23 protein-coding genes and 1 pseudogene are annotated in these 25,223 nt (G+C 68.1%); 8 read left to right on the top strand and 16 right to left on the bottom strand.

The window, feature by feature from the left end:
- Positions 1–110: 110 nt before the first annotated feature.
- Together BCD48_RS12755 and BCD48_RS12750 are read left to right on the top strand one after the other, a co-directional pair.
- Positions 111–305 (top strand): annotated as a pseudogene (locus tag BCD48_RS12755) (hypothetical protein); the annotation flags it as partial.
- Between the two features lie 397 nt (positions 306–702).
- The gene (locus BCD48_RS12750; protein WP_071048577.1) at positions 703–1,818 is read left to right on the top strand and encodes an ABC transporter ATP-binding protein; all 1,116 of its coding nucleotides are present in this window, start codon (positions 703–705) and stop codon (positions 1,816–1,818) included.
- 104 nt (positions 1,819–1,922) lie between these two features.
- On the opposite strand, the gene BCD48_RS12745 is transcribed toward BCD48_RS12750, so the two are convergent.
- From BCD48_RS12745 to BCD48_RS12730, 4 genes are all read right to left on the bottom strand, one after another.
- Positions 1,923–4,586, bottom strand: coding sequence for an alpha-L-rhamnosidase (locus tag BCD48_RS12745; protein WP_083418544.1), 2,664 nt, complete (start codon positions 4,584–4,586; stop codon positions 1,923–1,925).
- A 67-nt stretch (positions 4,587–4,653) separates the two neighbouring features.
- Complete coding sequence (locus BCD48_RS12740; RefSeq protein WP_071048576.1) at positions 4,654–5,559, bottom strand: carbohydrate ABC transporter permease; 906 nt, start codon at positions 5,557–5,559, stop codon at positions 4,654–4,656.
- A gap of 4 nt (positions 5,560–5,563) precedes the next feature.
- Positions 5,564–6,415, bottom strand: coding sequence for a carbohydrate ABC transporter permease (locus tag BCD48_RS12735; RefSeq protein ID WP_241841683.1), 852 nt, complete (start codon positions 6,413–6,415; stop codon positions 5,564–5,566).
- A 143-nt stretch (positions 6,416–6,558) separates the two neighbouring features.
- Positions 6,559–7,875 carry an ABC transporter substrate-binding protein gene (locus tag BCD48_RS12730; RefSeq protein WP_241841682.1) on the bottom strand — a complete coding sequence of 439 codons (1,317 nt, stop codon included), beginning with the start codon at positions 7,873–7,875 and terminating at the stop codon, positions 6,559–6,561.
- Positions 7,876–8,257: 382 nt separating this feature from the next.
- Here BCD48_RS12730 and BCD48_RS12725 point away from each other — a divergent pair, with 382 nt between their 5' ends.
- On the top strand, positions 8,258–9,325 hold the full coding sequence (locus tag BCD48_RS12725) for a LacI family DNA-binding transcriptional regulator (protein ID WP_083418542.1): 1,068 nt from the start codon (positions 8,258–8,260) through the stop codon (positions 9,323–9,325).
- Between the two features lie 285 nt (positions 9,326–9,610).
- Here BCD48_RS12725 and BCD48_RS12715 read toward each other — a convergent pair whose 3' ends face one another.
- From BCD48_RS12715 to BCD48_RS54845, 4 genes are all read right to left on the bottom strand, one after another.
- Positions 9,611–10,723, bottom strand: coding sequence for an NDMA-dependent alcohol dehydrogenase (locus BCD48_RS12715; RefSeq protein WP_071048573.1), 1,113 nt, complete (start codon positions 10,721–10,723; stop codon positions 9,611–9,613).
- Positions 10,724–10,842: 119 nt separating this feature from the next.
- Positions 10,843–11,061, bottom strand: coding sequence for an LLM class flavin-dependent oxidoreductase (locus tag BCD48_RS53460; protein WP_071048572.1), 219 nt, complete (start codon positions 11,059–11,061; stop codon positions 10,843–10,845).
- A gap of 1,138 nt (positions 11,062–12,199) precedes the next feature.
- Entirely contained in the window at positions 12,200–12,676 is a 477-nt protein-coding gene (locus tag BCD48_RS12705) for a hypothetical protein (RefSeq protein WP_071048571.1), read from the bottom strand.
- A 6-nt stretch (positions 12,677–12,682) separates the two neighbouring features.
- On the bottom strand, positions 12,683–12,901 hold the full coding sequence (locus BCD48_RS54845) for an FAD-dependent monooxygenase (protein WP_274536516.1): 219 nt from the start codon (positions 12,899–12,901) through the stop codon (positions 12,683–12,685).
- A gap of 242 nt (positions 12,902–13,143) precedes the next feature.
- On the opposite strand from BCD48_RS54845, the gene BCD48_RS56525 reads away from it, so the two are divergent.
- Entirely contained in the window at positions 13,144–13,272 is a 129-nt protein-coding gene (locus BCD48_RS56525) for an Rv1352/Rv1906c domain-containing protein (RefSeq protein ID WP_491677133.1), read from the top strand.
- 81 nt (positions 13,273–13,353) lie between these two features.
- Complete coding sequence (locus tag BCD48_RS12700) at positions 13,354–13,629, top strand: hypothetical protein (RefSeq protein ID WP_131803955.1); 276 nt, start codon at positions 13,354–13,356, stop codon at positions 13,627–13,629.
- A 297-nt stretch (positions 13,630–13,926) separates the two neighbouring features.
- Here the strand turns inward: BCD48_RS12700 and BCD48_RS12695 are convergent, their stop codons facing one another.
- The 7 genes from BCD48_RS12695 to BCD48_RS12665 form a co-directional block, all read right to left on the bottom strand.
- Entirely contained in the window at positions 13,927–15,246 is a 1,320-nt protein-coding gene (locus BCD48_RS12695) for an FGGY family carbohydrate kinase (protein ID WP_071048569.1), read from the bottom strand.
- A 3-nt stretch (positions 15,247–15,249) separates the two neighbouring features.
- Positions 15,250–16,038, bottom strand: coding sequence for a class I fructose-bisphosphate aldolase (locus BCD48_RS12690; RefSeq protein WP_071048568.1), 789 nt, complete (start codon positions 16,036–16,038; stop codon positions 15,250–15,252).
- A 15-nt stretch (positions 16,039–16,053) separates the two neighbouring features.
- Complete coding sequence (locus tag BCD48_RS12685) at positions 16,054–17,058, bottom strand: alcohol dehydrogenase catalytic domain-containing protein (protein ID WP_071048567.1); 1,005 nt, start codon at positions 17,056–17,058, stop codon at positions 16,054–16,056.
- Positions 17,058–17,948: a carbohydrate ABC transporter permease gene (locus BCD48_RS12680; RefSeq protein ID WP_071048566.1), complete on the bottom strand. Its 891-nt coding sequence runs from the start codon at positions 17,946–17,948 to the stop codon at positions 17,058–17,060. The genes BCD48_RS12685 and BCD48_RS12680 overlap by 1 nt, the downstream gene beginning before the upstream one ends.
- The gene (locus BCD48_RS12675; protein WP_071048565.1) at positions 17,945–18,865 is read right to left on the bottom strand and encodes a carbohydrate ABC transporter permease; all 921 of its coding nucleotides are present in this window, start codon (positions 18,863–18,865) and stop codon (positions 17,945–17,947) included. The genes BCD48_RS12680 and BCD48_RS12675 overlap by 4 nt, the downstream gene beginning before the upstream one ends.
- A 75-nt stretch (positions 18,866–18,940) precedes the next feature.
- On the bottom strand, positions 18,941–20,302 hold the full coding sequence (locus BCD48_RS12670) for an ABC transporter substrate-binding protein (RefSeq protein ID WP_071048564.1): 1,362 nt from the start codon (positions 20,300–20,302) through the stop codon (positions 18,941–18,943).
- Between the two features lie 58 nt (positions 20,303–20,360).
- Positions 20,361–21,176, bottom strand: coding sequence for a GntR family transcriptional regulator (locus tag BCD48_RS12665; protein WP_071048563.1), 816 nt, complete (start codon positions 21,174–21,176; stop codon positions 20,361–20,363).
- A gap of 116 nt (positions 21,177–21,292) precedes the next feature.
- Here BCD48_RS12665 and BCD48_RS12660 point away from each other — a divergent pair, with 116 nt between their 5' ends.
- The 3 genes from BCD48_RS12660 to BCD48_RS12650 all read left to right on the top strand — a co-directional run bounded on the left by BCD48_RS12660 (position 21,293) and on the right by BCD48_RS12650 (position 24,376).
- Positions 21,293–22,294, top strand: coding sequence for a dihydroxyacetone kinase subunit DhaK (locus tag BCD48_RS12660; protein ID WP_071048562.1), 1,002 nt, complete (start codon positions 21,293–21,295; stop codon positions 22,292–22,294).
- A gap of 28 nt (positions 22,295–22,322) precedes the next feature.
- Entirely contained in the window at positions 22,323–22,925 is a 603-nt protein-coding gene (dhaL, locus tag BCD48_RS12655; RefSeq protein WP_241841680.1) for a dihydroxyacetone kinase subunit DhaL, read from the top strand.
- A 359-nt stretch (positions 22,926–23,284) separates the two neighbouring features.
- Positions 23,285–24,376, top strand: coding sequence for an ABC transporter ATP-binding protein (locus BCD48_RS12650; protein WP_071048561.1), 1,092 nt, complete (start codon positions 23,285–23,287; stop codon positions 24,374–24,376).
- Positions 24,377–24,858: 482 nt separating this feature from the next.
- Here the strand turns inward: BCD48_RS12650 and BCD48_RS52915 are convergent.
- Positions 24,859–25,223 (bottom strand): hypothetical protein (locus BCD48_RS52915; RefSeq protein WP_206745009.1); only part of this gene is annotated, 365 nt, incomplete at its 5' end.

Below are 25,223 nucleotides of genomic sequence, written 5' to 3'. Positions count from 1 at the left end.
AGACCCCTCCCACGAGCAGGAGCAGATACCTGCGCATCACCGCAAACCGAGATCGCCACACCTCGCCCGGCAGACGTTCACGGACAGCGCACTAGCGGCGCCACACCACACCGGACTCGCCGCCGATGCGGGGCGCCGATCCGGCGATCGTGCTGGTCCCCGAGGTGGGCATGTTCAGCTTCGGAGCCGACAAGCAGACCGCCCGGGTCGCGGGCGAGTTCTACGTCAACGCGATCAACGTGGTGCGCGGGGCCGAGGCGGTCTCCCGGTACACCCCGATTGACGAGGCGGAGAAGTTCCGCTGAACCGGGTCGACGGCGTCCATGGATCCCGCACCCTCGTCGTCCTCGTCGCCGACCTCTGACGGCGGCAAGACGGCCTACCGCCCGGCACGGGTGGACCGCGAGGCCGCCTGGGCCTGGCCCGGCGAACCAGCCGCTGACGATTTAAGTCCGCGCTCCCTACTCCCTCCCTCCAGCCATACGACGGACGCAGTCACGCGACCGTCCTGCGGTCATCACTCATTCCTTACGGTCCCCGATTCGTTGCCGGTGACCGCTCGAAAATCCTACGAGAGTATTGACCAGGTGATACTCGACAGAGTACATTCTTTCGTATCGTCTCGTCCGGCCTTCACCAATCCCGTGCCGGACATCACTCGGATCGTCCGGCACGTTCCTGCCGGTGAGAGGGACGCCTGCGATGGCAACCGTCAACTTCGCCAAGGTCAGTAGAAGCTACCCGGGTAGCACAAGCCTGGCGGTGGACACGCTCGACCTTCAGATCGCGGCCGGGGAGTTTCTCGTCCTCGTCGGTCCGTCGGGGTGCGGCAAGTCCACGTCGTTACGCATGCTCGCTGGGCTGGAGGAGGTGGATTCCGGGGAGATCTGGATCGGCGACCGCGACGTCACCGATGTCGCTCCGAAGGCCCGGGACATCGCCATGGTCTTCCAGAACTACGCGCTCTACCCGCATATGACCGTCGCCGATAACATGGGTTTCGCGCTGAAGATCACCGGCGTCGGGAAGGATGAGCGTCACCGGCGGATCCGCGACGCCGCGAAACTGCTGGACCTCGAGCCCTACCTGGAGCGGAAGCCGAGAGCGCTTTCGGGCGGGCAACGGCAACGGGTCGCGATGGGACGGGCCATCGTCCGGGAACCGCAAGTGTTCCTGATGGACGAGCCGCTGTCCAACCTGGACGCCAAGCTGCGCGTGTCCACGCGCACCCAGATTGCTTCCCTACAGCGTCGTCTCGGGATCACCACCGTGTACGTCACTCACGACCAGGTCGAGGCGATGACAATGGGTGATCGGGTGGCCGTCCTCAAGGCCGGCAAGCTGCAACAGGTCGACGCTCCGCTCGCCCTGTACGAGCGACCGGCCAACGTCTTCGTGGCCAGCTTCATCGGGTCACCCGCGATGAACATCGCCGAGGTGCCGCTGCGCAACGACGGTGTCCAGCTCGGCGAGACCGTCATCCCGCTACCGCGCGAGACTGCGCAAGCAGCGGCCGCCGAGGGCGCCACGACCGTGACATTGGGGTTCCGGCCAGAGGCGTTGGACGTTAGCGGCGGCGGCCCGGGCTTCGAGGCCGTGATCAATCTTGTCGAAGAGCTCGGCCCCGACGCCTACCTCCACGGAACCATCGTCGCCCCTGAAACGGCCTCGCACGCGGACGAGGGCAAGAACGCCGATGTGGTAGTGCGAGTCAGCCCCCGCGGCGTCCCGCAGCGGGGCGAGAAGGTCCGGATGAGTATTCGCGAAGGGGAGCTCCACGTGTTCTCCGTCAAGACCGGTCAGCGCCTGCCCGGCTGAACCAGCCTCACGGCGCGTCCCACGGAGCTCATTCCGTGGGACGCGCCGTGGATCCGGAGTGCCGAAGATCAGCTAGGGTAAGTCTGATCCACTGCACACGGACGTCAAACCGGGCAGCGGTCTGGCCTGCCCCGGTCGGATCGGCCGGTGTGAGCGTGGTTATCCGATGGGGCGACCGAACCGCGACCGGGGGTGTCGACGGTGTGCTTTCCAGACCCCAGGGTCAGCCGCTCACGTCCGGGGAGTTCCACCATCCCGACGCACCCCTCGGGCACCGTGACGCGGGCAGTCATCCCGTCCGCGGTCACCTCCCAGGACAGCGCCGCCGTCCCATACGGAGTCTCGTGTCGGGTATTCGCCCACGTGATTCCGCCGCCGGGACGCGGCCTGTAGGCGATGGTGCGGTAGCCGGGCGCTGCTGGGGTGATGCCGCCGACGACGCGGTGCAGCCAGTCGGCCACGGCGCCGAAGGCGTAATGGTTGAACGACGTCATGCCGCCGGGGTTGAGGCTGCCGTCGGGGCGCAGGCTGTCCCAGCGTTCCCATATCGTGGTCGCTCCCTGGGTCACCGGGTAGAGCCAGGAGGGGCATTCGGTCTGCTGCAGCAGCCGGTAGGCGACGTCCAGATGTCCTGTATCAGTCAAGGCATCGCAGATGAGTGGGGTGCCGACGAACCCGGTGGCAATGTGGGCGTCTTCCGCCAAGACGAGGGCGGCGAGCCGGTCGCCGGCGGACTGACGCTGCGCGGGGTCGACGAGCAGGCCAAAGGCGAGGGCCACGCAGTATGCGGTGGGGCTGTCACTCGTCAGGCGGCCGGACGGCAGCACGTAGCGGCGACGGAAGGCCCGCGCAACGTCGTCGGCCAAGGTGGCGTACTGCGCCGCGGCGCCGGAGTCGCCAAGCTCCGCCGCCGACCAGGCCAGGTGGCGGGCTGACCACGCGAAGTAGGCGGTGGCGACGAGGTAGCGGTCGGTCCGCGAGGCCGCCGGGTCGTCGGGCGGTGCGGCGGGGTCGAGCCAGTCCCCCAACTGGAAGCCGGCGTCCCAGAGCCGGCTGGGTCCGGCGAGCCGTGCCACGAGGTCGACCCAGGCCCGGCCCGCGGGGAACTGACGGCGCAACAGCTCACGGTCGCCGAAACGCTCGTAGAGCACCCATGGAGCCACGGTCACGACGTCCCCCCAGGCGGCACCGGGACGGATCGGAGTCCACAGGGGACCGCCGGGGATCACGGGGACGTACCAGGGGACGGCGCCGTCCGGCAGCTGTTCGACGGCGACGTCGGTGAGCCAGGACTCGAGCATCCCCGCACAGTCGTACAGGAAGCTCGCGGTCGGGGCGAAGATCTGCAGGTCGCCGGTCCAGCCGAGCCGTTCGTCCCGGGCCGGACAGTCGGTGGGGATGTCCACGAAGTTGCCGCGCATACTCCATACGACGTTCTCGTGGAGCCGGTTGATCAGGTCGTCACTACATTCGAACCAACCGATGCGGCGCATGTCGGTGTGGTGGACCAGCGCGGCGACAGCGTCGGTGTTCAGCTCGCCCGGCCATCCAGCGACCTCCGCGTAGCGGAAACCGTGCAGGGTGAACCGCGGCTGCCAGGTACGCGGCCCGTCGCCCGCCACAATGTAGGTGTCGGTGGCGCGGGCTCCCCGCAGCGGTCGGGTGGCCAGTTCCCCGTCCTGCAGAACCTCCGCATGGCGCAGGGTGATGGCGGTCCCCGCCGGGCCGTCGACGGTGATACGTAGCCGTCCGACGAGGTTCTGGCCAAAATCGAGCAGGTAGCGGCCGTCCGGTCGGCGGGTGATCGCGACCGGGCTGACCTCCTCGGTGCACCGCACCGGCGGGCCTTGCGGCGCGACGAGCGTATGGGGGTCGCGGGTGCCGACGGCGACCGGTGCCCAGTCAGCCGTGGGTTCGGCGTGCGGCGTCGCCCAGCTCGGGTCGTCCAGGCGGGCGTCGAAGATTTCGCCCTCGTACAGGCCGCTGGCCACTATCGGCCCGGGCGCGGCGATCCATGAGGAATCGGTCGCGATGACAGTGCGGGTGCCGTCGTCGTACGTGACCTCGAGCTGGGCGATCAGGGATAGATCAGCGCCGTAGATGTTGCGGGTCCCGCCGTTGAAGCCGAGACGGCCTCGATACCAGCCATCGCCGAGCCACGCGCCAATGGTGTTGGCACCCTCGGAGAGGTGATCCGTGATGTCGTACGTGCGGTAGCGCAGCCGCGCGTGGTAGACGGTCCACCCGGGAGACAGGACGTCGTCACCCACCCGCCTTCCATTGATCTCCGCTTCGAACAGGCCGTGGGCGGTGATGTACAGGCGGGCGCGCGCGACGTGCCGGGCGAGGGTGAAGTCCTTACGTACCCGTGCTGGACGCCGGTCGCTGTCGGGGCCTTCGAGCGAGTCTGCGCGGACGGGGACGGCGCTCCAGTCGGACGCCGCCAGCAGGCCAGCCTCGACAACTCTCGGCGGGCTCCACTCGGACGGCTCGTCAGGTCGGTCCGCGGCCCCGGCCCAGACCCGGACACGGACACGGACACGCTCACGGGACGTAAGTGGTGCGCCGGGCCAGGGCACCAGGACCTGGTCGGCGCTGTCGATGCGGCCAGTGCGCCGCACGAGGCCGCATCGGTCGAGCTCGATCTCATACCCGACCTGGACGCGGGCACCGGCCGGCAGCGCCCATGACAGACGCGGTTCGGCGACGCCGACGCCGATGCCGTCCCGCAGGTGCTCGAATGACACCGGGCCAGGCTGGCGGAGCATAAATCAGACCCTCCGTGACGACGCAGTGCCTCAATCTGCGGCACCGGAACGGGGATTGGCGCGGGCGTCAGCCCTTGACTGCTCCTCCGGTCAGGCCCTTCATAACCTTCTGATTGAGGAAGAGATAGATCACGAGCGTACCGATGACGTTGATGCAGATGGCCGCGAACAGCGGGCCGTACTGGGTGGCGCCGAAGTCCCCGGTGAAGTTGAGCAGGCCGACCTGGATGGTGCGCAGGTCCTGGTTGTTAGTGAACGTCAACGCTATCAGAAGGTCGTTCCAGATAAAGAAGAACTGCACCAGTCCGACGGTCAGGATGGCGTTGCGGACCATGGGGATGCTAATACTCCAGAACGAGCGAAGAATCCCAGCGCCGTCAATGGTCGCCGCCTCGAACAATTCCCGTGGAACGGCCCTGTAGTAGGTGGCCATCATGAACACGGTCAGCGGCAGGCCGGTGCCGGTATAGGTAAGGATCAGCGGCCACAGAGTGCCCGACAGGCCGGCCCGGAAGTAGACGGTGAACAGCGGTAGCAGAATCATCTGGGAAGGTACCATGATGCCCGCGAGGAAGATTATCAGCATCAGGCCGCGCCCCTTCCACACCATGATCTGCAGGGCGAATCCGGCGGCGGTGCCAAGCACGATGATTAGTAGCAGGGCGGGAGCGGTGGCGAGCAAGCTGTTTCTCACATACAGCCCGATGTGCCCGGTCGTCCAGGCCTCGCTGTAGTTCCCCCACTCCCAGCTCGTCGGCAGACTCCAAGTGGACTTGTTCAGGTAGTCGCTGTTGGACTTCAGCGAGGTCAGGAACATCCACAGCAGGGGGTAGACCTCGACTACCAGCAATAGGCCGATAACTACCTTCACCCAGATCCGTCCGGGGTGGCGGCGTCGCCACAAGGCGCGGGTGGTTCCGGGCCGGCGAGCGCTGCCCGAGGCCTTCATCATCGGGGGTGAGTCGAGCGCCATGGCGTCAGCCCTCCGTTAGGTCGCGCCGCGAGACGCGGAAGATGGCCAGGGTTACCAGCAGGCACACAACTGTCAGCAGCAGGGCGATCGTGCTTCCGTAGCCATAGTCGCTGTAGGTGAACGACGTCTGGAACATGTAGAGGGTCAGCGGCGTGGTGGCATTGCCGGGGCCGCCGTTGGTCAGCGCGACGATGGAGTCGAAGACCTTCAACGTGCCGTTGATGCTGAAGATCAGCGCCGACATCAGCACCGGGAACGACAGCGGTAGCACGATGTGACGCACCAGCCGAAGGCCCGATGCCCCGTCAAGACGGGCCGACTCCAGCACTTCGTCGGGGATGTCGACCAGGCCAGCGAACAGGAGGACGGCGTAGAAGCCCATGGAGCGCCAGATGTCCATGATGACCAGGACCCAGAATGCTTTGCCGGGGCTGCCGAACCAGTCGACCGAGCCCACGCCCACCGTGGAGAGCAGCGAGTTCATCGGACCGGTCTGCGGGGCGACCTGGAAGAACTTCTGGAAGAGCAGACCGACCGCCACGGTGGGCATGATGACCGGGAAGAACACCAACGTGCGGATGACCGCGGAAGCGCGCTTGAGGAAGAAGATGTACAGCAGAGCGAGCAGGTAGCCGGCGAGCACTTGTCCGACGGTCACGGCGACGCCGTATTTGAGGCTGAACCAGAGTGCCTTGTGGGCGGCCGTGTCACTGAACAGGCGCTGGAAGTTGTGCAGGCCGTTGCCGGTGAAGCCGTCGATGGTGTTGCCTTTGGTGAACGAGTACCCCAACGACCACACCATCGGAACCAACATGACGAGGGAATAGACGAGCAGGGCGGGACCTATCAGGGTCACAATGGCCCTGCGGTCACCTAATACGCGGTGCATAAGCGCTTTCCACTTCGTGTGGGGATGCGGGCAGAAAGTAGGTCGAGATTTGCCAAGGGTGGCTCAGGAGCCGCCATGACGGCGGCTCCTGAGCCGCACACGGCTCGGGCTCAGCTACCCGACAGGGCCCTCTGAACGGTCTGCATGAACTGCTCCGGGCTCATGCTCCCCGTGACCAGCGAAGCCGCGTTCGTCTGGCTGACGTTGGTGGCCTTAGTGCTGAACAGAGCCTCGAACCACAGGACGTTCTGCGTCGACGCGCCGATGGTCTTCCTCACCTGCGTGGTGATCGAATTCGGGTCCTGAACGGGGGTGTTGACCTTGAATCCCGAGATGGAACCTTGGTCCTTAAGCGCGACGCTGCCGTAGTTCTGGGTGATGCACTTGACCCAGGCGCCAACCCTGCTGTCGAAGGTCTTGGCTCCCAGGGTCATCGCCAGGCCGACGTTGGAGGGATACTGGTCAATCGAGCCCTTACCATCGGGGACGGCGGGGAAGGGCATGAAGCCGATGTTCTCGGCGCCCACCTGGTCCTGCTTGGGGTCGTCAATGTTCGTCAGCGCCCAGCTGCCCATGTAGAACATGGCCGCTTTGCCGGTAAGGAACTGGTTAAACGCGGTGTCGTAGTCGATCGACCCGACGCCCTTGCCGAAGTAGCCGTTCTTGCCGAGTTCGGCCACCTTCGCCGCGGCCTCGACGTACTGGGGGTCGGTCAGCTTGGCCTTGCCGTCGGCGACGTCCTTCATTGCGTCCGGCCCCAGGCTGCGGTATAGGTAGCCGCTTACCAGCCGGGTGATAGGCCAGCCCTGCTGGCCGGAGGCAGCGAACGGCTGCACCCCCGCCGACTGCAGCGTGGCCGCGTCCGACACCAGCGCGTCCCATGTCGAGGGCACTGACAGGCCGTGCTCGTTGAACACCTTCTTGTTGTAGAAGATGCCCTCGATGTTGTACTCGTACGGCAAGACCTCCATCTTGCCCCCGTACAGCGCCTTGATCGTGGAGATCGCCGCCGGCTCAATCTGGTCGTATACGCCGAGATCCCTCAGCTTCGTCTCGAGGTCGGCGATCTTGCCGGACTTGTAGAGCTGATCTGTCAGCGCGGGCGCGTTACCTGCGGCGAACTGGACCGGCAGGGCGTTCTGCCCGGCGAGCAACTGGAGCTTCTGGTCCAAGCTCGTCTGCGGCACAGTGTCCACGTTCAGGGGTAATGTCTGGTTCTGCGCCTTACATGCACCATTCGCCAGAGTGCCCAGGCCCGTCTTGACGGTGGTGTTCTCGACGTTCGTCAGATAGCTGAACTGTTTCGGCGCGGAGGACGAGCCCGTGCCCGTGCCTCCACACGCCGCTACCAGAACCGCCACGGCGGTGGCGCTCGCCGCGAGACCAGTGATCCGTGCCCTGCGGGCGCGGAGAGAGTGGATGATCACAGTTGGCTCCCTGTCGTCGTTCAGGCAGAGGTAGGCGGAGACTCGGATCGCGCCGGCGCGTATAACGTTCTCCATGCGGAAGTGGGACAAGGCTGCACTCAGCCCACCGCTGTGTCAAGACCTCCAGGCCGCCATCGGGGTCGAGGTCCTCTAGCTGGGTCGCCGAACCGCTGGCGAGCTCGGTCAGCTCGGACCGCAGGTCGACCAGCACGTCCGGGACCTCCGCCCGCCAGGATGCAGGCCCCGCAGCGAGTCCACGGTCTTGAGGCCGCGACGGCACCGCCCCCGTGTGGCGATCGGCCTCGCGCCTATGATCAGGCTAGCTCGTGCGCGTGACACGATGTAGATCGTTCTATAGGCATGACTCAGGAGTACACCAGGCATGGACTCGTCGCCAAAACGGACGAAGCGCGTGACGATCACAGATGTGGCACGGCACGCTGGCGTCTCCACCCCCGCGGTCTCCAAGGTGCTGCGCAACGCCTACGGGGTGAGCCCCGCGATGCAGGAGCGGGTTCGTGCGGCCATGGCCGAACTGGACTACCGGCCCCACGCCGCCGCGCGCGGCATGCGTGGACGCACCTATACGATCGGCGTCCTGCTGGACAACATCCGTAACCCCTTCTTCGCCGACATCCTCGACGGAGTCCGCGACCAATTACGCGACAGTGAGTACACCGTCCTGGTCGGGGCGGCCGGGTTCGGCGCTGATGACCAGGCCAAGACCATCCGCTCCATGGTCGACCGCCGGATGGACGGACTGATCCTGATCGCGCCCGGAACCCCGCGCAGCGAAGTGCTCACCATGGCCGCCGCCACTCCTACGGTGGTCATCGGCCACCACGACGCTGCCGACGTTCATGACTCGGTCGTGGATGCGGACGCCATCGGCGCGGGACTCGTGGTGGATCACCTCGTGTCCCTCGGCCACCGCGACATCGCTCTGGTAGCAGCAGCGGGGACCAAGGTGAGCCTGTGGAAGCGCACTCCGGAGATTGAGCTCACAAACGGCTATCTGGAGGCGATGAGCGGCCACGGCCTGCAGGAGCATGCCCGCGTCTGTCGCGCTGCCTACTCAGACGACGGCGGCTACAAGGCCGGCAGGCAACTGCTTACCGGCGCAGAACCTCCAACGGCCATCATGACAGGCGCGGACATCGCCGCCCTCGGCGTCTACCGCGCGGCGCACGAAATGGGCGTACGCGTCCCCGAGGAACTGTCCCTTGTCGGCTACAACAACACCGCCATCGCGGCCCTTGCCCCCGTGCAACTAACCAGCGTCGACCAAGCCGGCCAGGAAATGGGAGCCGCCGCCGCGAAGATGCTCATCGAGCGAGTGGAAGGCCATCGGAACCGCGCTATGCAGACCTCGATGACACCCCAGCTCGCCATCCGCCACAGCACGGCACCCCCGAGGCTTACGCCGGTTCTCGGACTGCGCTCTTCATGAGAAACAAGGACATGTGGGATAATTACACTCCTCCCATGACCCCCCAACGACATCGCCAGACGAAGAGACAACGCAACCACCCCACCACGCGCACGCACGGAAGACGGGGTTTGGCTCAATGCGTCCGAGCCCCTCGAATGAACGCGATCATGGAACGGTGGGTAGGAACCTGCCACCGAGAGCTCCTCGACCGAACCTTGATCTACAACCAGCGGCATCTCCTGCATGCGCTCCGCGAATACGAGGCGTTCTAGCCAGGTAGCCCCGGCGCACGAAGGATCTGGGTTAGTCGAAGACGATGACGCCGCGGATGTTGCGACCCGCGTGCATGTCGTCGTACGCCTCGTTGATCTGATCCAGCGTGTAGGTGCGGGTCACCAGCTCGTCGAGCTTCAGGTCGCCCTGCTTGTACAGGTCGATCAGCAAGGGGATCTCGCGCGCCGGAGATCCCATGCCGTAGAGCGCACCCTGGATCCGCTTCTGGTACATCGTGAGCTCGAGCAGGTTGACCGGAATACCGACCTCGTCCTGAGCGGCGGCGGCGGTGGCGACGACCGTCCCGCCCTTGCGAACCGCGCTGAACGCCTGGGCGAGGTGGGTCCCGGTCACGACCCCAACCGTGACGATGGCCGCATCGGCGCCCTGGCCCTTGGTCACGCCGCGCGCGAACTCGCTGGCCTGCTCGATGTCGGCGAAGGCGTCGGTCGCGCCCAGCTTCAGCGCCAGCTCACGTTTGAACGGCACGGGGTCGACCGCGATGACCCGGGCCGCGCCGACATAGCGGGCGCCCTGGACCGCATTCATGCCGATGCCGCCGGTACCCATGATGATGACCACGTCGCCCGGCGTGATGCCCGCGGCCCGGATCGACGAACCCCATCCGGTGGGCACACCGCAGCCCACCAGGCACGCGACGTGCAGCGGCACGTCGTCGTCGATCCTGATACAGGACACCGCCGGCATCACGCTCCACTCGGAGAACGTGGAGACACCGCCGGCCTGGCCCACGTCACGGCCGTCGACATGCATGCGGAAGGTCCCGTCGAGCTGGCTCCCGACCAGCATGAGCGCGCCATTGTCACAGAGGTTCTGCTGGCCGGAGGCGCACCACCGGCAATGCCCGCAGCTGGGGATGAACGACGTCACGACGTGGTCGCCAGGCGCTACCGACCGAACTCCCGGGCCGACCGCCTCGACGACACCAGCGCCTTCATGCCCGGCGACGAACGGCAGGGTGGCGACACCGATGTCACCCTTGGCGAAGTGGTCGTCGGAGTGGCACAGACCGCTCGCGGCCATCCGGACCAGGACCTCGCCCTCCTTCGGGGGGTCCAGCTCGACCTCCCCGACCTGCCACCGACCGGGCGTCTCCCACAGCAGCGCGGCGCGGGTTCTCACGTGTTCAGTCCCTTTCGTCGTTGATGGATTTCGGGTGGCTCGGCCGCGGTTGGGTCCTCCTGGTTTTCCGGCGCTCCGGTGTTCCCGCGCGCCGGGCGGTTCCGGCTGGCGTCCGCGTTCTAGTCCAGGGCGCTGGTCGGAGGTTCCAGTCCGAGCTGTTCGGCCGCCCGGGTCAGGCTCCGCCGTTTCTCCGCGAGGTCTCCCGATGGCCACACCTGGTCGGCCCACACGATGTGCTCGCCCAGCCAGATCGCGTCGAAGCCGAGCTCGTCGGCGGCCACGGCCAGGTCCAGCAGGTCCCGGGGGTACAGCCCGTACACCGTCAGGCCGATGCTCACCGGCCTGCTACCGTGTCGAATCTCACGGCCGCACTTTAAACGTCATGAGGAATCACCGCAAGTGTCTCCCTCGAGCCCCTGCCATGATTCATCATGAGGTCGATGAATCATCAACCCTCCGCCCCCAGTCGACTACTCATAGTGTGCGACCTCGTGTCGCACCGCATGCTTGCACCCTTCAGGACGACATCAACTGTTAACAAGGCGTCGAGAGATCATGCTCCACGGGCCGCACGAGTCAGGGCCAGCGCTCGTGCCCTGTAGGCGCTGCTAAGACTTGACCGGTGGCCGGCAGGTGCGACAGCGCGCCTGCACTGCTGGGCGACCGGCGCTCGGCGGGCGACAGCATCGCCTAGGCCTCGCCACCCTCCCGAGCGGGCCATGCTGCGGCCGTCGTTCGTCCCGCCGGCCGCGGTCCGGGACCTGCGGCCGCTGACCCGGCTGCGGCTGGTACTGGTCATCGAGTCCTACCGCCACCGCAATCGGATCGAGAAGGCGCTGGCGGACCCGCTGCCGAAGATCTCGGGGTGCTGCCGGACATGTTCGGGGTCAGCAGGCCGCGGATCCTGGACGCGCTGGTCGTCGGGCAACGATCCGCGAAGGTTCTGGCCGGGCTGGCCGACCCCTGCGTCAGGGCAAACTGGACGCGGCGCCCACGGGCCAGTTCCGCGACGCGCACGCCACCGAGATCAAGGTGCGGTTGGAGCTCGTCGACATCCTGCAGACGGAAATCGCCCAGCTCGACGTGCAGATCGCCGTGCGGGTGGCGGAGACCTGCCCGGCGCGCGCGCCGGGCAGGTCTCCGCCTGTGGGCTCTTCGGAACGGCGCACGCCCGACCTGCCCGGACCAGGCACGCCCGGTCTTATCACTCGTCGAACAGCTCGACGAGATCACCGGCGTCGGGCGGTCGTGCGCGCACGACATCAATCACCGAGCTGGGTGTCGACGTTGCCGTCCAGTTCCCGACCCCGGGGCATAGCCACCGACTGGTCCCGCTGGCCGACCAGTCCGGCGCCACCACCAGACCCTTGCCGACCGGCGCCGGAAGCCGAGAAGCCGCGGCCGGGCGGCGGCGACCGCCCGGTGGTCAGGCCGGGAGAGCGATGCCGGGACCGGGCCGCGGCGACCGCTCGGTGGTCAGGCGGGGACGGCGATTCCGGAAACGTCCGCGGCGGTGACGAAGCGATCGGGACGCAGCGCGACGACGCGGGCGCCATGGTCGCGCAGCCATCCCAGGCCCGCGCCATCGAGGTCCACGATCTCGTCCGACCCCAGCGTGCGCTTGTCGGGCGGACGGACCGCGACGTAGCAGGCCCCCAGCGCGTCCCACCCAGCCTTCTCCTCGGCGGTGAGCATGTCCGCGGGGTCGACGTCGTCGCCGAGCAGGTCGTCCAGCCGGGTGCCAACCCCGCGCGGGGACGCCGCCCTCGGCTGGGGGATCATCCTGCCGACGATGCTGGCCTGACCGACCGGTCCGCGAACCCAGCCGGCGGCCAGGTGGGGCGGCGTGAGCAGCGGGAGTTCAGGCGGGGTCACACCCTCCGGCGGCGGGGCGGCAAGAGCGGCCATCTCCTCGTCGGAGATTTCCTGCTTAATGACCTTTCCGAGTTCCACCGCGATCTAGGTGTACATCGCGACATTGGGCTTCCGCTCGGCCTCGTAGGTGTCGAGCACGCTGTCCGGCATGGCTCTGGCGAGCACCTGGGCGATCTTCCAGCTGATGTTGTGGGCGTCGCGGACGCCCGACTGCATGCCCGAACCCGACCACGGCGGCATCAGGTGGGCCGCGTCGCCGTCGCGCGCGGCGGCGACTTGGGCGCGGTGGTCTCCGCCGTCCAGAACAGCCTGGACATGACCCGGATGGAGGCGGTGGACTTCACGTACCTGGTCGCCCGGGTCTACTGCCCGGACGTATCGCTGCCCGATATCGGGTCGCTGCTCACCCCTACGCCAACCGCGCCGCCGCGCCGGCGACGACCATCACCCCGGGAACCTGGCTGGTCGGCAGCAACATCCAGCCGGGCACCTACGAGACCACCACCGCCAGCGTGGCGATCACCGACTCCTGCTACTGAGCGCGGCTGTCCGGCACGTCCGGGGAGTCCAGCGAGATCCTCGCGAACGGCAACGTCCAGGGCCACGGCATCGTGACCATCAAGCCGACCGACGTCGCGTTCCAGACCCGCTGCACCTGGACCAAGCTCGGCTGAGCCCAGGCCGCGGCGAATAGACCGACGGCGGCCCGGTCTGGTCGCCGCGCGACGCTGGCCCACCCAGCGAAAGGAGACCCGATGACAGAAATGGACCTACGCGCCCAGGCCGACTACGACACCGGCGAAGTCCGCATCAGCCGCTCTCGCCATGATGATGGCGAGAGCATCGGCAACACCGGCGTCACCCGGCTCGACAGACCAGACCACGAGGCCGACCTTGGGGAGCTCGAACGGGCCGCCGACATGCTGCTCGCCGAGAACGGCTTGAAGCGCACCGGCCCATGGCGTCGAGGCCGGAATTGGAAGATTGCAACTACGGTCACCGAGTCCGAGCCCGTGCAGACCGCCAGCTGAGCCGATGGCGACGAACGCCCCGCCTCCTGGTTGCCACACCGGGAGCGGGGCCGTTCGCATGACCGCTGACAACCGGCCTACGGCACGAGCAGGCTGATGGGCTGGCGAGGGTCGGACCGGTTCTGGTTGTGGTGCCAGGAGACCTCGATGTGTATGGACACGGGGCGGCCGATCCCTTGGGTCGGGCTGGCGCGCCGCCACCGAGCCTGGCGCTCGGTAACACCCCCGAGTTCTTGCACTCCACGGGACCATCAATAGTGTCTCGCGAGGAAGGCCGACTGGCCTGACGGCACCGACCTACCGTGCAACGTCTGCCTGTCCCGATACGCCGGTTCGCGACCTGGGGATAGCCTCGTGCACCGCTACGGGTGTGATCGGACCGGGCAGGCAGAGTTGCGCCGCCCCCAGGGCGGAGAGTTCCTGTTCGGCCAGAACGCGGTACGGCGCACCCGCAGCGGCGGCCTTCAGCCGCATCCAGCCCGGTGCTCGTGTCCAGCCGCCGGCGCAGTAAATGACCTGCGCGCCGGGCGCCAGGCCGCGCAGCGCGGCAGCGCCAACCACGGCGAGCTCCCACACGGCTGCGGCCGCTCGCCGTTCGTCGGATAGCCGTCGGGCCGCTGCCGTCCACCGGGGAGCCTCACCGCCGGCCGTACCCGGGACGAACACCTGCGGGCCGGGCGGAGGGGGGGCAAGACCCGCGGCCAGGACGGTATCGACCTGGACGCCCAGGCCCGACCTGCGCAGCCAGGAAATGTTGCGGTCCAACTCCAGTACGGTGAGCGCGGTCTGGCCGGTGCCGAGGATCGTGGGTGACAGGTCGACGTCGCGCGGTGGTCGCCCGGTTCCGACCGTCCGGACGACAACCTCCGCGGTGCCCATTGAGTCGAGTGGGGCGCCTGGATCCTGCCGGTGCACGACCGACGCGGCGACCGGGTGGTCGTGGCCGCCCGCGACGACGACCGCGTCGGAGCTGAGCAGCCCCGCCAGCCGCCTGCTGCGCAGCTCGCCGATCACCGTGCCGGCCGGGACGACCGGGGGCAGGCACTCGAGCGGCAGGAATGGGGTGACCCGGTTCGGGTCCCAGCGGCCCGGCTCGAGCAGCCAGGCCCCGGTGCGCGCGGCCAGGGTGCTGGACATCACCGCCCGTCCGGTCCAGCGCAGGGCCGGGTAGTCGGTGCACGCCACCCAGCCGGTCGCCGCGGCGACCTGGTCGGGCGGGAGCAGGGCCCACGCCGCGATGGTGCGGGCGGCGTCGAGTTCGACGCCGTATCGGATACGGTCGTTCGGGCCGCGCAGCGCGGACAGCTTGTCCAGCGCGGTCCGCCGGGATGGGTCGTACCACGGCAGCGCTGGGCCGAGTGGCCGGGCGGCGGCGTGTAGCACGCCGTCCTCGCCGACCCCTGCGACACAGACCCCGCGTAGCCGGGGACTGCCGACGTCGTGGGCCGCCTGGAGGATCAGCTCCTCGAGTGTGTCCACGAGTACGTCGGCGTCGGTGCGCAGCCAGCTCCGCGGCGTGGGCCGTGATGCTCGGGCGAGCACGGTGCCAGTCCAGTCGGTGAGCAACACCTTGACGTTGGTGCTGCCCAGGTCGGCGCCGGCCCAGACGTCCCGCATGGGTCAGGCGCTCTGCAGCTCGTGGCTGCCGGTGCGTGACAGAGCGGCGAGCTCCGCGACGATCGCGTGCGCCTGCGGCAGGTCCCGTTGCCAGATGTTGCGGCCGACGATGATGCCGCGTGCGCCCGCTACGACGGTCTGCCGGACCGCGTCGACCGTGTCGACCGCGTTGCCCGTGCGGGGGCCGCCGGCGATGACGACGGGTAGGCCGAGCTCCTCGACCAGGCGGCGGGTGCCGTCCTCGCCGGGGAAGGCAATCTTGATGATGTGTGCGCCGAGGTCAAACGCAATCCGCGCGGCCTGCTCCTCGGCCGCGATCACCTCGTCGGTCCGCGGCGCGCCCAGCATCACCGGTTCGAGCATCAGGGGGATCTGCCACCGCTCGCACTCCGAGATCACCCTGCCGACACGGGTGACCAACGCGGCTTGCTCGGACCTGGTGGTGTTCCACGGCATCAGCATCTTCACGCAGTCCACGCCGAGCCGGACGGCGTCCTCGACGCTGTGCTGCAGGGCGCCGGCGCCGGTGTCCGCGTCGGTGTAATGGTAGAAGGCGTCGATCGCCATGACGCGGGACAGGTGCGGCCGCTGAGCGAAGTACCGTTCGGTGCGGACGACGAGGCCTGGGCTCATCATGAAGCCGGTGATGTCGTCGTCGCCGAACTCCTCGACGACCGCGGCCGGGTTCTCCAGACTGGGTAGCCGGTCAAAGATGAGCCCGTGGTCGACGGGCATGATGATGGCCACCCGGTCTTCCGGCAGCGTCCGGGTCATGCGGTAGGCCATGGTCATGGGTTCGCCTTTCGTTCAGCGGTCGCGTGAGGGGTCGACGTGCACCTTCAGTGCGTCCGCCGAGGCGGCGGTCGCGAGCGCGTCGGTGTAGGACGCGAGGGGGAGTGTGTGGGTGACCAGAGGCCGGATGATCGCGGCCAGGTCGGGGATCTGCTCGACGGCCGCCGGGTAGCAGTCGGCGAGACTGTTGGACCCGAGTACGTTGAGCTCTTTTTCGAAGATCTCGAACGGATGCAGCGGTACGGTCGTCTCCGGTGCGGTCACGCCCATCTGCACGAGGGTGCCGCGGATGGCGATCCGTACGAGCGCGTCGGCGACGGCGGCGGGGTGACCACTGGCCTCCACGACAACCTCGGCGCCGTGGGCAAGGTCGAGCGCCGACGAGGAACCGGCGGCCCGGTCGGCTCCGAGGCGCACGGCGGCGTCGCGGCGGACCAGGTGCGGCTCGACGACCTGGACCCGGCCCGCTCCACGCTGCTTTGCCACGGCGCAGACCAGCAGGCCTATCGAGCCGGCCCCGTACACGAGGACGTCCTTGTCTTTCAGCGACGGCGCGCGGTCCAGCGCGTGTAGTATGCAGGCCAGTGGCTCGATCAGCGCCCCGGTCGTCGCGTCGATGCCGGCGGGCAGCCGGTAGGTGACCCGGGCGGGAATGACCACCTGCTCGGCGCAGGCACCGGGGCGGGTCACCCCGACCGGCTCGAGGCGCAGACAGAGGTTGTAGGCCTTGGCCTGGCACCAGCGGCACACGCCACAATTGATGTTGGGGTCGGCGGCGACCAGGTCGCCCGGTGAGATGGCACGCACGTCCGTGCCGACGCCGACGACCGTGCCGGCGAACTCGTGGCCCGGCACGACCGGGTAGCGGCCGGTGGCGTAGCTGCCCTCGACCAGGTGCAGATCGGTGCCGCAGATGCCGACCGCCGTGGGCGCGATGACGACCTCGTCGGGGCCGGGCGCCGGGTCGGGCAGCTCCGTCAGCGCCACGCCGCCTGTTCCGTCGAGAATGATCGCGCGCATCACTTCACCGCTCCGAACAGCAGGCCGCGCACCAGGCTGCGCTGGCAGATCCAGCCAAGGATGACGACGGGGATGCTGACCACGGTGGCGACGGCCGCCACCTGGGCGGTGTAGAGCTCACCGAAGGACAGGAACTTCTGCATGAACAAGGGCAGCGTGGACGTGGTCGTCGTGAGGTTCACCGCGTAGAAGTACTCGTTCCACGAGAACACGCAGCACAGCAGCGCCGTCGACCACAGGCCGGGCCGTACCAGCGGCAGCACGATGCTGCGCATGGTGCGCAGCCGACCGGCCCCGTCCAACGCCGCTGCCTCGAGCACCTCGCCCGGCACCTCCTGGAGGAACGAGCGGATCATCCATATGGCGAGCGGCAGGTTCATCCCCAGATGCAGGATCACCAGCACGACCACGGTGTTCAGCAGCCCCAACCGCTGCGCGACGACGTAGATCGGGATGATGCCCGCCGCGACCGGCATCATCTTGGTGCTGATGAAGAAGAACAGCGCGTCCTGCGCCTTACGGACCGGCCGCACCGCCAGCGCGTACGCGGCGGGCACGGCGAGCAGCAGCACCAGGATCGTCGAGACCGCGGCGACGGCGATCGAGTTGCCTGCGTACGCCCAGAAGCCGGCCTGGAACGCATCCTGGTAGTGCTCGAGCGTCGGGTGGAAGGCCAGTTTGGGTGCTGGCGCCGCCGCGTCGGTCTCGGTCTGGAAGCTCTTGAGCAGCATGTACGCGATCGGGGAGAACAGCAGCAGCGACCCGAGCCAGCCGAGCACCGCCACCGGCCAGCCGGCGGTGTCGCGGTCCCTGCGGCGCCGGCGTGGCCTGTCAGCCGGCCCGGGATCGACGGCCTTGTCCTGACCGAGGGGTGCGGCCGTGACGGTCATCGCCGTCCCTCCTGCTGGAAGATGCCGGAGAGCAGGCGCAGCGCCGGCATCGCCAGTGCGATGGTGAGTACCAGCGCGACCAGCCCATACGCCGACGCGGTGCCCCAGTCGAACGAGCTGAACGCGCGCAGGTACACGTAGTACGTGATGTTGGTTGTCCCGAAGGCCGGGCCGCCGGCGGTGAGCAGGGCGATCTCGCCGAACGTCTGGATGATGTTCATGCTCAGCAGCAGCGCGGTGAGCTCGAGAAACGGTCGCAGGTGCGGCAGGACGACCCCCCGCAGCTGCCACCACCACCCGGCGCCGTCGACGCGCGCCGCCTCAAGCTGATCCTCGGGCAGCGCCTGCAGCCCGGCGAGCAGCACGAGCATCGCGAACGGCGTCCACCGCCAGGATGTGATCATGATGATGGAGAGCATCGACTGCTCGCTCAGCCAGTTCACCCGCGGCAGCCCGACAAGGTCGGTGAGCCAGCCGAGCAGCCCGAACGACGGGTCGAACATGGCGCTGCGCCAGAACAGCGCGACCGCCACGGGCATGACGAAGAACGGAGTGATCGCCAGCGTGCGGGCGACACCGCGGCCGGGGAACTTCTTCTGCAGCAGCATCGCGAGCACGAGCCCGACGACCACGCTCGCGATCGTCGCGCCGCCGGTGAGGATCACCGTGTTCCAGATGGCCTTCCAGAACGTGTCGTCGGTGAAGGTGGCCCGGTAGTTGGCGAGCCCAGCGAAGCCCTTCCGGCCTGGGGACAGCAGGTTCCAGTTCCGCAGCGAGTACCAGATGGTCAGGGCGAACGGGATCTGGGTCAGCACGAGTGTGAAGCCGAGCGCGGGCAGCAGCGGGGCACGCCGGCTCCATGACCCGCGCCGGGTCAGCGGCCGCACCGGTGCGGTCGGCTGGCTGACGGCGGTCATGGCTCACCTCCCTTCTGGGTGATCGGGTGGCATGGCGGGCGGTGGCGCCCGCCATGCCACCCGGGCGATTACCGGTTACTTCAGCAAGCCGGCCTTCCTGACCACCTTCTCGGTATATTCCTGGGACTTCTGCAGCGCGTCCGGAACGCTCTGGGTGCCGCTGATGGCGCCCGCAATCTGCTGCGAGACGTAGTCACCGATGTCGACGAACTCGGGGATCTGCACGTACTGCACGCCGCAGCAGTAAGGCACCGGCTGGACGGTCGGCTGCTTCGGGTTGGCGGTGTTGATCGACGTCAGCGTCAAACCCGCGTAGGACTTGGCCGCCTCCTGGTACTCCGGGATGTCGTAGGTCGAGGCGCGTGAGCCGGGCGGGATCGCGTCCCAGCCGGCCTTGGTTCCGGCGAGTTTGATGTAGTCCTTGCTGGTCGCCCACGAGATGAACTTCCAGGCGGCGTCCTGGTGCTTGCTGGACTTCGTGACTGCCAGGGCCCACGCCCACAGCCAGCCGGATGCCGGGGTCTTGTCCACCGGCGCCAGCGCGAACGCCAGGTTGTCCTTGACCGCTGGGATGCCGTCCTGCAGCGCGGGGCCGGCGAAGACGGTGTCGTCGTACCACATCGCGGTCTTGCCCTGGGTCATCTGCTGCAGGCAGCCCTCCCAGCCTTCCTTGGCCGCGTCCGGCTGGCCATGCGCACGCACCAGGTCCACGTAGAACTTCACGGCCCTCGTGGTCTCTGGCGAGGTGAGCTGCGGGCGCCACTGCTCGTCGAACCAGCGTCCGCCGAAGGTGTTGATGACCGTGGTGATGGCGGCCAGGTTCTGGCCCCAGCCCGGCAGCCCGCGCAGGCAGATGCCGGACACACCGTTGCTCTTGTCGTCCATCTTGGCCGCGGCCGCCGCGACCTGGTCCCAGGTCGGCTTCTCCGGGATCGTCACGCCGGCCTTCTGGGCGAGATCCTTGCGGTAGATCAGGAACGAGCTGGAGCCGTAGAACGGGGCGGCGTAGAGCTTGCCGGACGCGGAGACGATGTCCTTGATCGGCTGCAGCACGTCGGTCGCGTCCCAGGCAGGGTCCTTGGCGACGTAGTCATCGAGCGGAACAATCCAGCCGTTCTTCGCCCAGATCGGCACCTCATAGCTGCCGATCATGGCAACGTCGTACTGACCGGAATTCGTAGCGACATCCTTGGTCACCGCCGGGCGCAGGTCGTTCTCCGGTAAGACGGTGAACTTGACCTTGATCCCGGGATTCTTCTGCTCGAAGTCGGAGATAAGACTCTCGGCCGTCTTCATCTGCGGGTTCGCCGCGAGCGCCACGGTGATCGTGGTCTTGCCCGAGGCGTCCTGCCCGGCCGAGTTGTCGGAACAGGCCGCGACGGCGAAGAGCGTCCCGACGGCGAGCAGCGCCGTGAGGAGTCGTTTGTTGCGGGGCATAGAAAAACCTCCTGAAGGTGGGACGGCGGGCGCGGGTCGTCTTTCTCGTCGGCCGTGGTCAGGGACTGACGATTCGGCCGATCTCGGGAGAGGGCGCGGATGCGTGCGCCGGCGCCGGCGTGCCGACCTGGACCTCGACATGCACGACGTCGCTGCGCACCCAGACCTCGTGGTAGTCGAAGGACTGCAGGTTCGCGTCCCAGGACGTTGACTTGATCTTCAGTAACGGCGTCCCGGGGCGCACCCGGAGCCGGTCGGCCATCTCGCCTTGCGCGGCGACGGCCTCGACGGTGCGAGCCGCACCCGCGAGGGCGTACCCGGCCTTGCGCAGTGTGCCGTTGAGGGAGCCCTCTCCGGTCGGCACATCACTGCGCGACACCAGCGCCCCGACCTGTGGGGGCAGGTAGTTGATGGAGAAGAGCGCGACCTCGCCGTCGAGCTCGCGCAGCCGCTCGAGGACGTAGCCATGGCTGCCCGGGGGCAGCTGCAGCGCCTCGACGGCCGACGCCGGCAGCGGCACCAGCTCGGCACGCAGCACGTGTGTGGTTACCCGGCGCTGCCGGCCCTCCACCTCGTCCTCGAAGAAGCCCTCGCGACCCTGCAGCAACCATCCGCGCTGCGACGGCATCGTGGCGAATGCCCCGCGCCGGGCAATGCGGGTGATCCACCCCTGCTCCTCGAGCAGGCGCAGCGCCTCGCGGACGGTGGCCCGGGCGAGGTCCCAGGTCGTTGCCAGCTCGCCCTCGCTGGGCAGCCGGTCGCCCCTGGCGAGGGTGCCAGCCATGATCTGCTGGCGAATCCGCTCGGCCAGCTGCTGGTAGTACGGCTGGGCCGAGGCGCGGTTGATGGGCTCGCTGCCGTCGGGTCCACTCATGAGCGCTCCAAGATCGATGGTCTGGTACGTACAGACCGGTCAGCCTGGACAAGCGCGGACTTTAGGGGTTAGTTTTCCGGCGCGTCAAGAGCTGGCAACAAAGGACAGGACCGCGGATGACTCGACGGCAGTTCGTCAACGACCCCGACCACGTGGTGCCCGAAGCGCTCGAGGGTCTCGTCCTTGCGCACCCGGGACTGCTGCGGCTGCACCCTGACCCCGCATACGTGACCCGGGCGAAACCCGCCCCTGGCAAGGTTGCCGTCGTGTCCGGCGGCGGCTCCGGGCACGAGCCGCTGCACACCGGCTTCGTCGGCGCCGGCATGCTCGACGCCGCCGTGCCCGGCGCGGTCTTCGCCAGCCCGACGGCACTGCAGGTGGCGGCCGCGACCACGGCGGTGGACACCGGTCAAGGTGTCCTGCAGATCGTCAAGAACTACACCGGCGACGTGCTGAACTTCCGGATCGCCGCCGAGATCGCCACCGACCACGGCACCGCAGTCGATCAGATCCTCGTTGACGACGACCTGGCCTCGGAACGCGCCGACGGCGAAGGCCCGGGGCGACGGGGCACAGCCGCGGTCGTGGTGGTCGAGAAGCTCTGCGGCGCTCTCGCCGAGCAAGGAGCCGATCTACCCGAGCTGGTGCGGTTCGGCCGGGCATTGGTCGCGGACGCCCGGAGCATGGGCATCGCGCTGGCCGCCGGCGCGCACCCCGGCGACCGCGCCCCCGCCTGGGAACTGGCCGACGACGAGGTCGAGTTGGGCGTCGGCATCCACGGCGAGCGCGGCATCGGCCAGCGGGCGTTCGCACCCGCCGAGGAGCTCACCGCCGAGCTACTCGGCCGGCTCGTCGCCGCGCTTGGCTTGGACCGCGGCGATGGCGTGCTCGTTGTGGTCAACTCGCTCGGCGCCACGCACGGCCTCGAGCTGGCTCTGGTGCACCGGGCCGTGCACCGACAGCTGGCTGGGCGCGGCATCGACGTCGCCCGCAGCCTGGTCGGCCCTTACGTCACGTCCCTGGACATGGCCGGCCTGTCCATCACCCTGGTACGCGCAGACGACGCCCGTGTCGCGCTCTGGGACGCCCCCGTCCGTACACCTGCCCTGACCTGGTGACCCGACTCGCGTCACGAAAGGGATCGCCGTGAACGCTTCTGACACCCGCGACTGGATGCGGCGGTTCTTCGCCGCGTTCGACCGCGAGCAGCAGGCCCTCACCGACCTCGACCGGCGATCCGGAGATGGCGACTTCGGCGCCAACCTGCGCTTCGCCCTCGGCCGCGCCCGCACCGCGCTCGAGAACACCGCATCCGCCACCCCTGGCGACGTGCTCGATACGGTCGCCACCGCGTTCCTGCATACAGGCGGCACGTCGGGCCCGCTGTTCGGGATGTGGTTCCGGCAGCTGGCGAAGGCAACGCGCGCCGAGACGATCGGCGTCGCCGAACTGGCCCGCGGCTTCGCCGACGCGACCGCGACAGTGCAGCGGCTCGGCGGCGCAAGACCTGGCGACAAGACCATGGTCGACGCCATGGTCCCCGCCAGCGAGGCCCTGGCGGGAGCGTCCGGCAGCCTGGACGAGGCCCTGGACGCCGCGGCTGCCGCCGCCCGTTCTGGCGCCGAGGCCACGGCTGACCTTCTCGCAAAGCGTGGCCGAGCCAGCTACGTCGGCGAGGTGGCCCGCGGGGTCCTTGACCCGGGCGCGGTCACCGTCGCCCTGCTGGTCGAGGCGGCCCGCACTCGATGAGTGAGCGTGACCGCTGTCGTCGCCGTTCCTTCAGGCTGCGGGCGCGAACGGGCCGACGTCTAGCTGCTCAGTACTGGACGAAGGCCGGCTGAACCGGCACCTCGTTGCGCGGCGAGATACGGCGATGTACGGCACGGTATTGCGCTGGCCGGGGCCAACGCTGGTCCAGTCCAGATGCGCTCGCCAAGATGGCGCACCTGCCCGACAATGCCGCGCCCCCGAGCTTTACCACGTCGTTGGACGGCACGGACGACGCCAGCACAGACGCACAGCGCTAAGCGGCGACCGACGTTCGTGCGCGACGCACGGATTCAGTCGGATCGTCCGGCACATTCCTCCGATGAAAGGAAAGAAACATCATGGCCCGTGTCACCTTCGACCACGCGACCCACGTCTATCCCGACTCAGACCGGGCAGCGGTGGATGAACTCGATCTGGACATTGAGGATGGCGAGTTCGTGGTCCTCGTCGGACCGTCTGGGTGCGGGAAGTCGACCAGCCTGCGGATGCTGGCCGGGCTGGAGGAGGTCGACGCCGGCGCAATCCGCATCGGTGACCGTGACGTCAGCCATGTTGCGCCAAAGGACCGGCACATCGCGATGGTCTTCCAGAACTACGCGCTGTACCCACATATGACCGTCGCGGAGAACATGGGTTTCGCATTGAAGATCGCCAGGGTGTCGAAGGACGAGCGCGACCGTCGGGTCGAGGAGGCGGCCAAGATGCTCGACCTGGAGCCGTTTCTGGGCCGCAAGCCGAAGGCGCTGTCAGGTGGACAGCGGCAGCGGGTAGCAATGGGCCGCGCGATTGTGCGGCAGCCTCAGGTCTTTTGCATGGACGAGCCTCTGTCGAACCTGGACGCGAAGCTGCGGGTGGCCACCCGCACACAGATCGCCGCACTGCAGCGCCGGCTGGGCATCACCACCGTGTACGTCACCCATGACCAGGTCGAGGCGATGACGATGGGCGACCGGGTGGTCGTGCTGAAGGACGGTGTGTTGCAGCAGGTAGACCGTCCGCTGGCGCTCTACGACAGGCCGGCGAACGCGTTCGTTGCCGGGTTCATCGGTTCCCCGGCGATGAACCTGTTCGACGCGCCGGTGACGGCGACTGGGATCGCCATCGACGGCTACGAGGTCCCGGTGGCTCGGGACGCGCTTGGCCGGCTCGGCAGCACCGAGCTGGTCACCGTCGGGATCCGTCCGGAATCCTTCCGCGTCATCGGCGCTGGCGAGCACGGCGTGCCGGTCCGGGTGGACGTGGTCGAGGAGCTCGGCGCCGACGCGTACCTGCACGGCGAGTTGGCGCTGTCTGCCGAGAGGGCGGTGCCGGTCGTCGCCCGGGTGGACCCACGCCGGGCACCGGCCAAGGGCAGCAGGGTATCGCTTGCGGTGGACCCGGAGCGGGTACACCTGTTCGTCCCGAAGACCGGCGAGCGCCTCGTCGCCTGACTAAAGGATCCGTCCCCGAGAGCGTCAGCGGCCTCGGGAGATCGCCCCGCCCGCGCCGAGCAGGAACTCGCAGGTCGCTGGTGGACGTCACCCCTGCCGGCGCTCACCAAGCTCGGCATCCGTTCCCAAGCCGAACTTGGTTCCCGCCTTGCGCAGGGATGCCGAATGAATGACACAGCTGGCACACCACAGGTTGTCCTGGCAGTCGACGCGGCGGTGGTCGTGAGGCGCGCCAAGCTCAGCGTTGTCTCGGGCGGTGCCTACCGCGAGGTTGGCGCTATCCGGACGTGTCCTCAGAGCTGATTGCGGAGCCACTGCTTGGATCGCTGGGCTGGCATTGGCGCTGCGCCGCCGCGCCGCGTGTACCTCGCGCGCCGACGGCCCGGGACTGTAAGACCGCGACCGCCCCACTCCGCCCAACACCCCGGGCGACGGATCTGGAAAGGGAGTCCGGTGACTGAAAGCGTCCAGAGCTATGAGGGCTACTGCGTGAAGTGCAAGGAGAAACAGCGCCACGAGGGTGAGGTCCGGGTCAGCGAGTCCGGCCGGCGGATGGCGCCGAGGCGCCGGCTGTCGCGTCGGTGGGCTCGGTCGGTGATTCCTGCGACGCGACGGCGGAGGCGTTCAATTCGATCTTCAAAGCTGAGTTGATCCATAACAAGGGGCCGTAGACGGGCCATGCCGATCTTGAGATCGCCATCGCCGAGTACATCGATTGGTATAGCGATCGGCGGCCACACGGAGAAATCGACATGGTCCCGCCGGCCGGGTACGAGGCCGCTTACGCGGCAGGCCACGACAAGATCGAGGTCGCCCGGAAACCCGTCGGTGCGTGACAGCCAGCTCT

The organism is Pseudofrankia coriaricola (genome assembly GCF_001854805.1).
GTDB lineage: Bacteria > Actinomycetota > Actinomycetes > Frankiales > Frankiaceae > Pseudofrankia.
Note: the sequence above shows the minus strand (reverse complement) of the source record. Positions and strands in the feature narration are given on the sequence as shown.

Bases quoted from the DNA above. Each gene is read 5' to 3' on its own strand.
- BCD48_RS12650 (WP_071048561.1), top strand. From the start codon at position 23,285: ATGGCCCGTGTCACCTTCGACCACGCGACCCACGTCTATCCCGACTCA.
- BCD48_RS12725 (WP_083418542.1), top strand. From the start codon at position 8,258: ATGGACTCGTCGCCAAAACGGACGAAGCGCGTGACGATCACAGATGTG.
- BCD48_RS12680 (WP_071048566.1), bottom strand. From the start codon at position 17,948: ATGACCGTCACGGCCGCACCCCTCGGTCAGGACAAGGCCGTCGATCCC.
- BCD48_RS12690 (WP_071048568.1), bottom strand. From the start codon at position 16,038: ATGACCATGGCCTACCGCATGACCCGGACGCTGCCGGAAGACCGGGTG.
- BCD48_RS12685 (WP_071048567.1), bottom strand. From the start codon at position 17,058: ATGCGCGCGATCATTCTCGACGGAACAGGCGGCGTGGCGCTGACGGAG.
- BCD48_RS12740 (WP_071048576.1), bottom strand. From the start codon at position 5,559: ATGGCGCTCGACTCACCCCCGATGATGAAGGCCTCGGGCAGCGCTCGC.
- BCD48_RS12700 (WP_131803955.1), top strand. From the start codon at position 13,354: ATGACAGAAATGGACCTACGCGCCCAGGCCGACTACGACACCGGCGAA.
- BCD48_RS12665 (WP_071048563.1), bottom strand. From the start codon at position 21,176: ATGAGTGGACCCGACGGCAGCGAGCCCATCAACCGCGCCTCGGCCCAG.
- BCD48_RS12675 (WP_071048565.1), bottom strand. From the start codon at position 18,865: ATGACCGCCGTCAGCCAGCCGACCGCACCGGTGCGGCCGCTGACCCGG.
- BCD48_RS12660 (WP_071048562.1), top strand. From the start codon at position 21,293: ATGACTCGACGGCAGTTCGTCAACGACCCCGACCACGTGGTGCCCGAA.
- BCD48_RS12670 (WP_071048564.1), bottom strand. From the start codon at position 20,302: ATGCCCCGCAACAAACGACTCCTCACGGCGCTGCTCGCCGTCGGGACG.
- BCD48_RS12750 (WP_071048577.1), top strand. From the start codon at position 703: ATGGCAACCGTCAACTTCGCCAAGGTCAGTAGAAGCTACCCGGGTAGC.
- BCD48_RS12695 (WP_071048569.1), bottom strand. From the start codon at position 15,246: ATGCGGGACGTCTGGGCCGGCGCCGACCTGGGCAGCACCAACGTCAAG.
- BCD48_RS12745 (WP_083418544.1), bottom strand. From the start codon at position 4,586: ATGCTCCGCCAGCCTGGCCCGGTGTCATTCGAGCACCTGCGGGACGGC.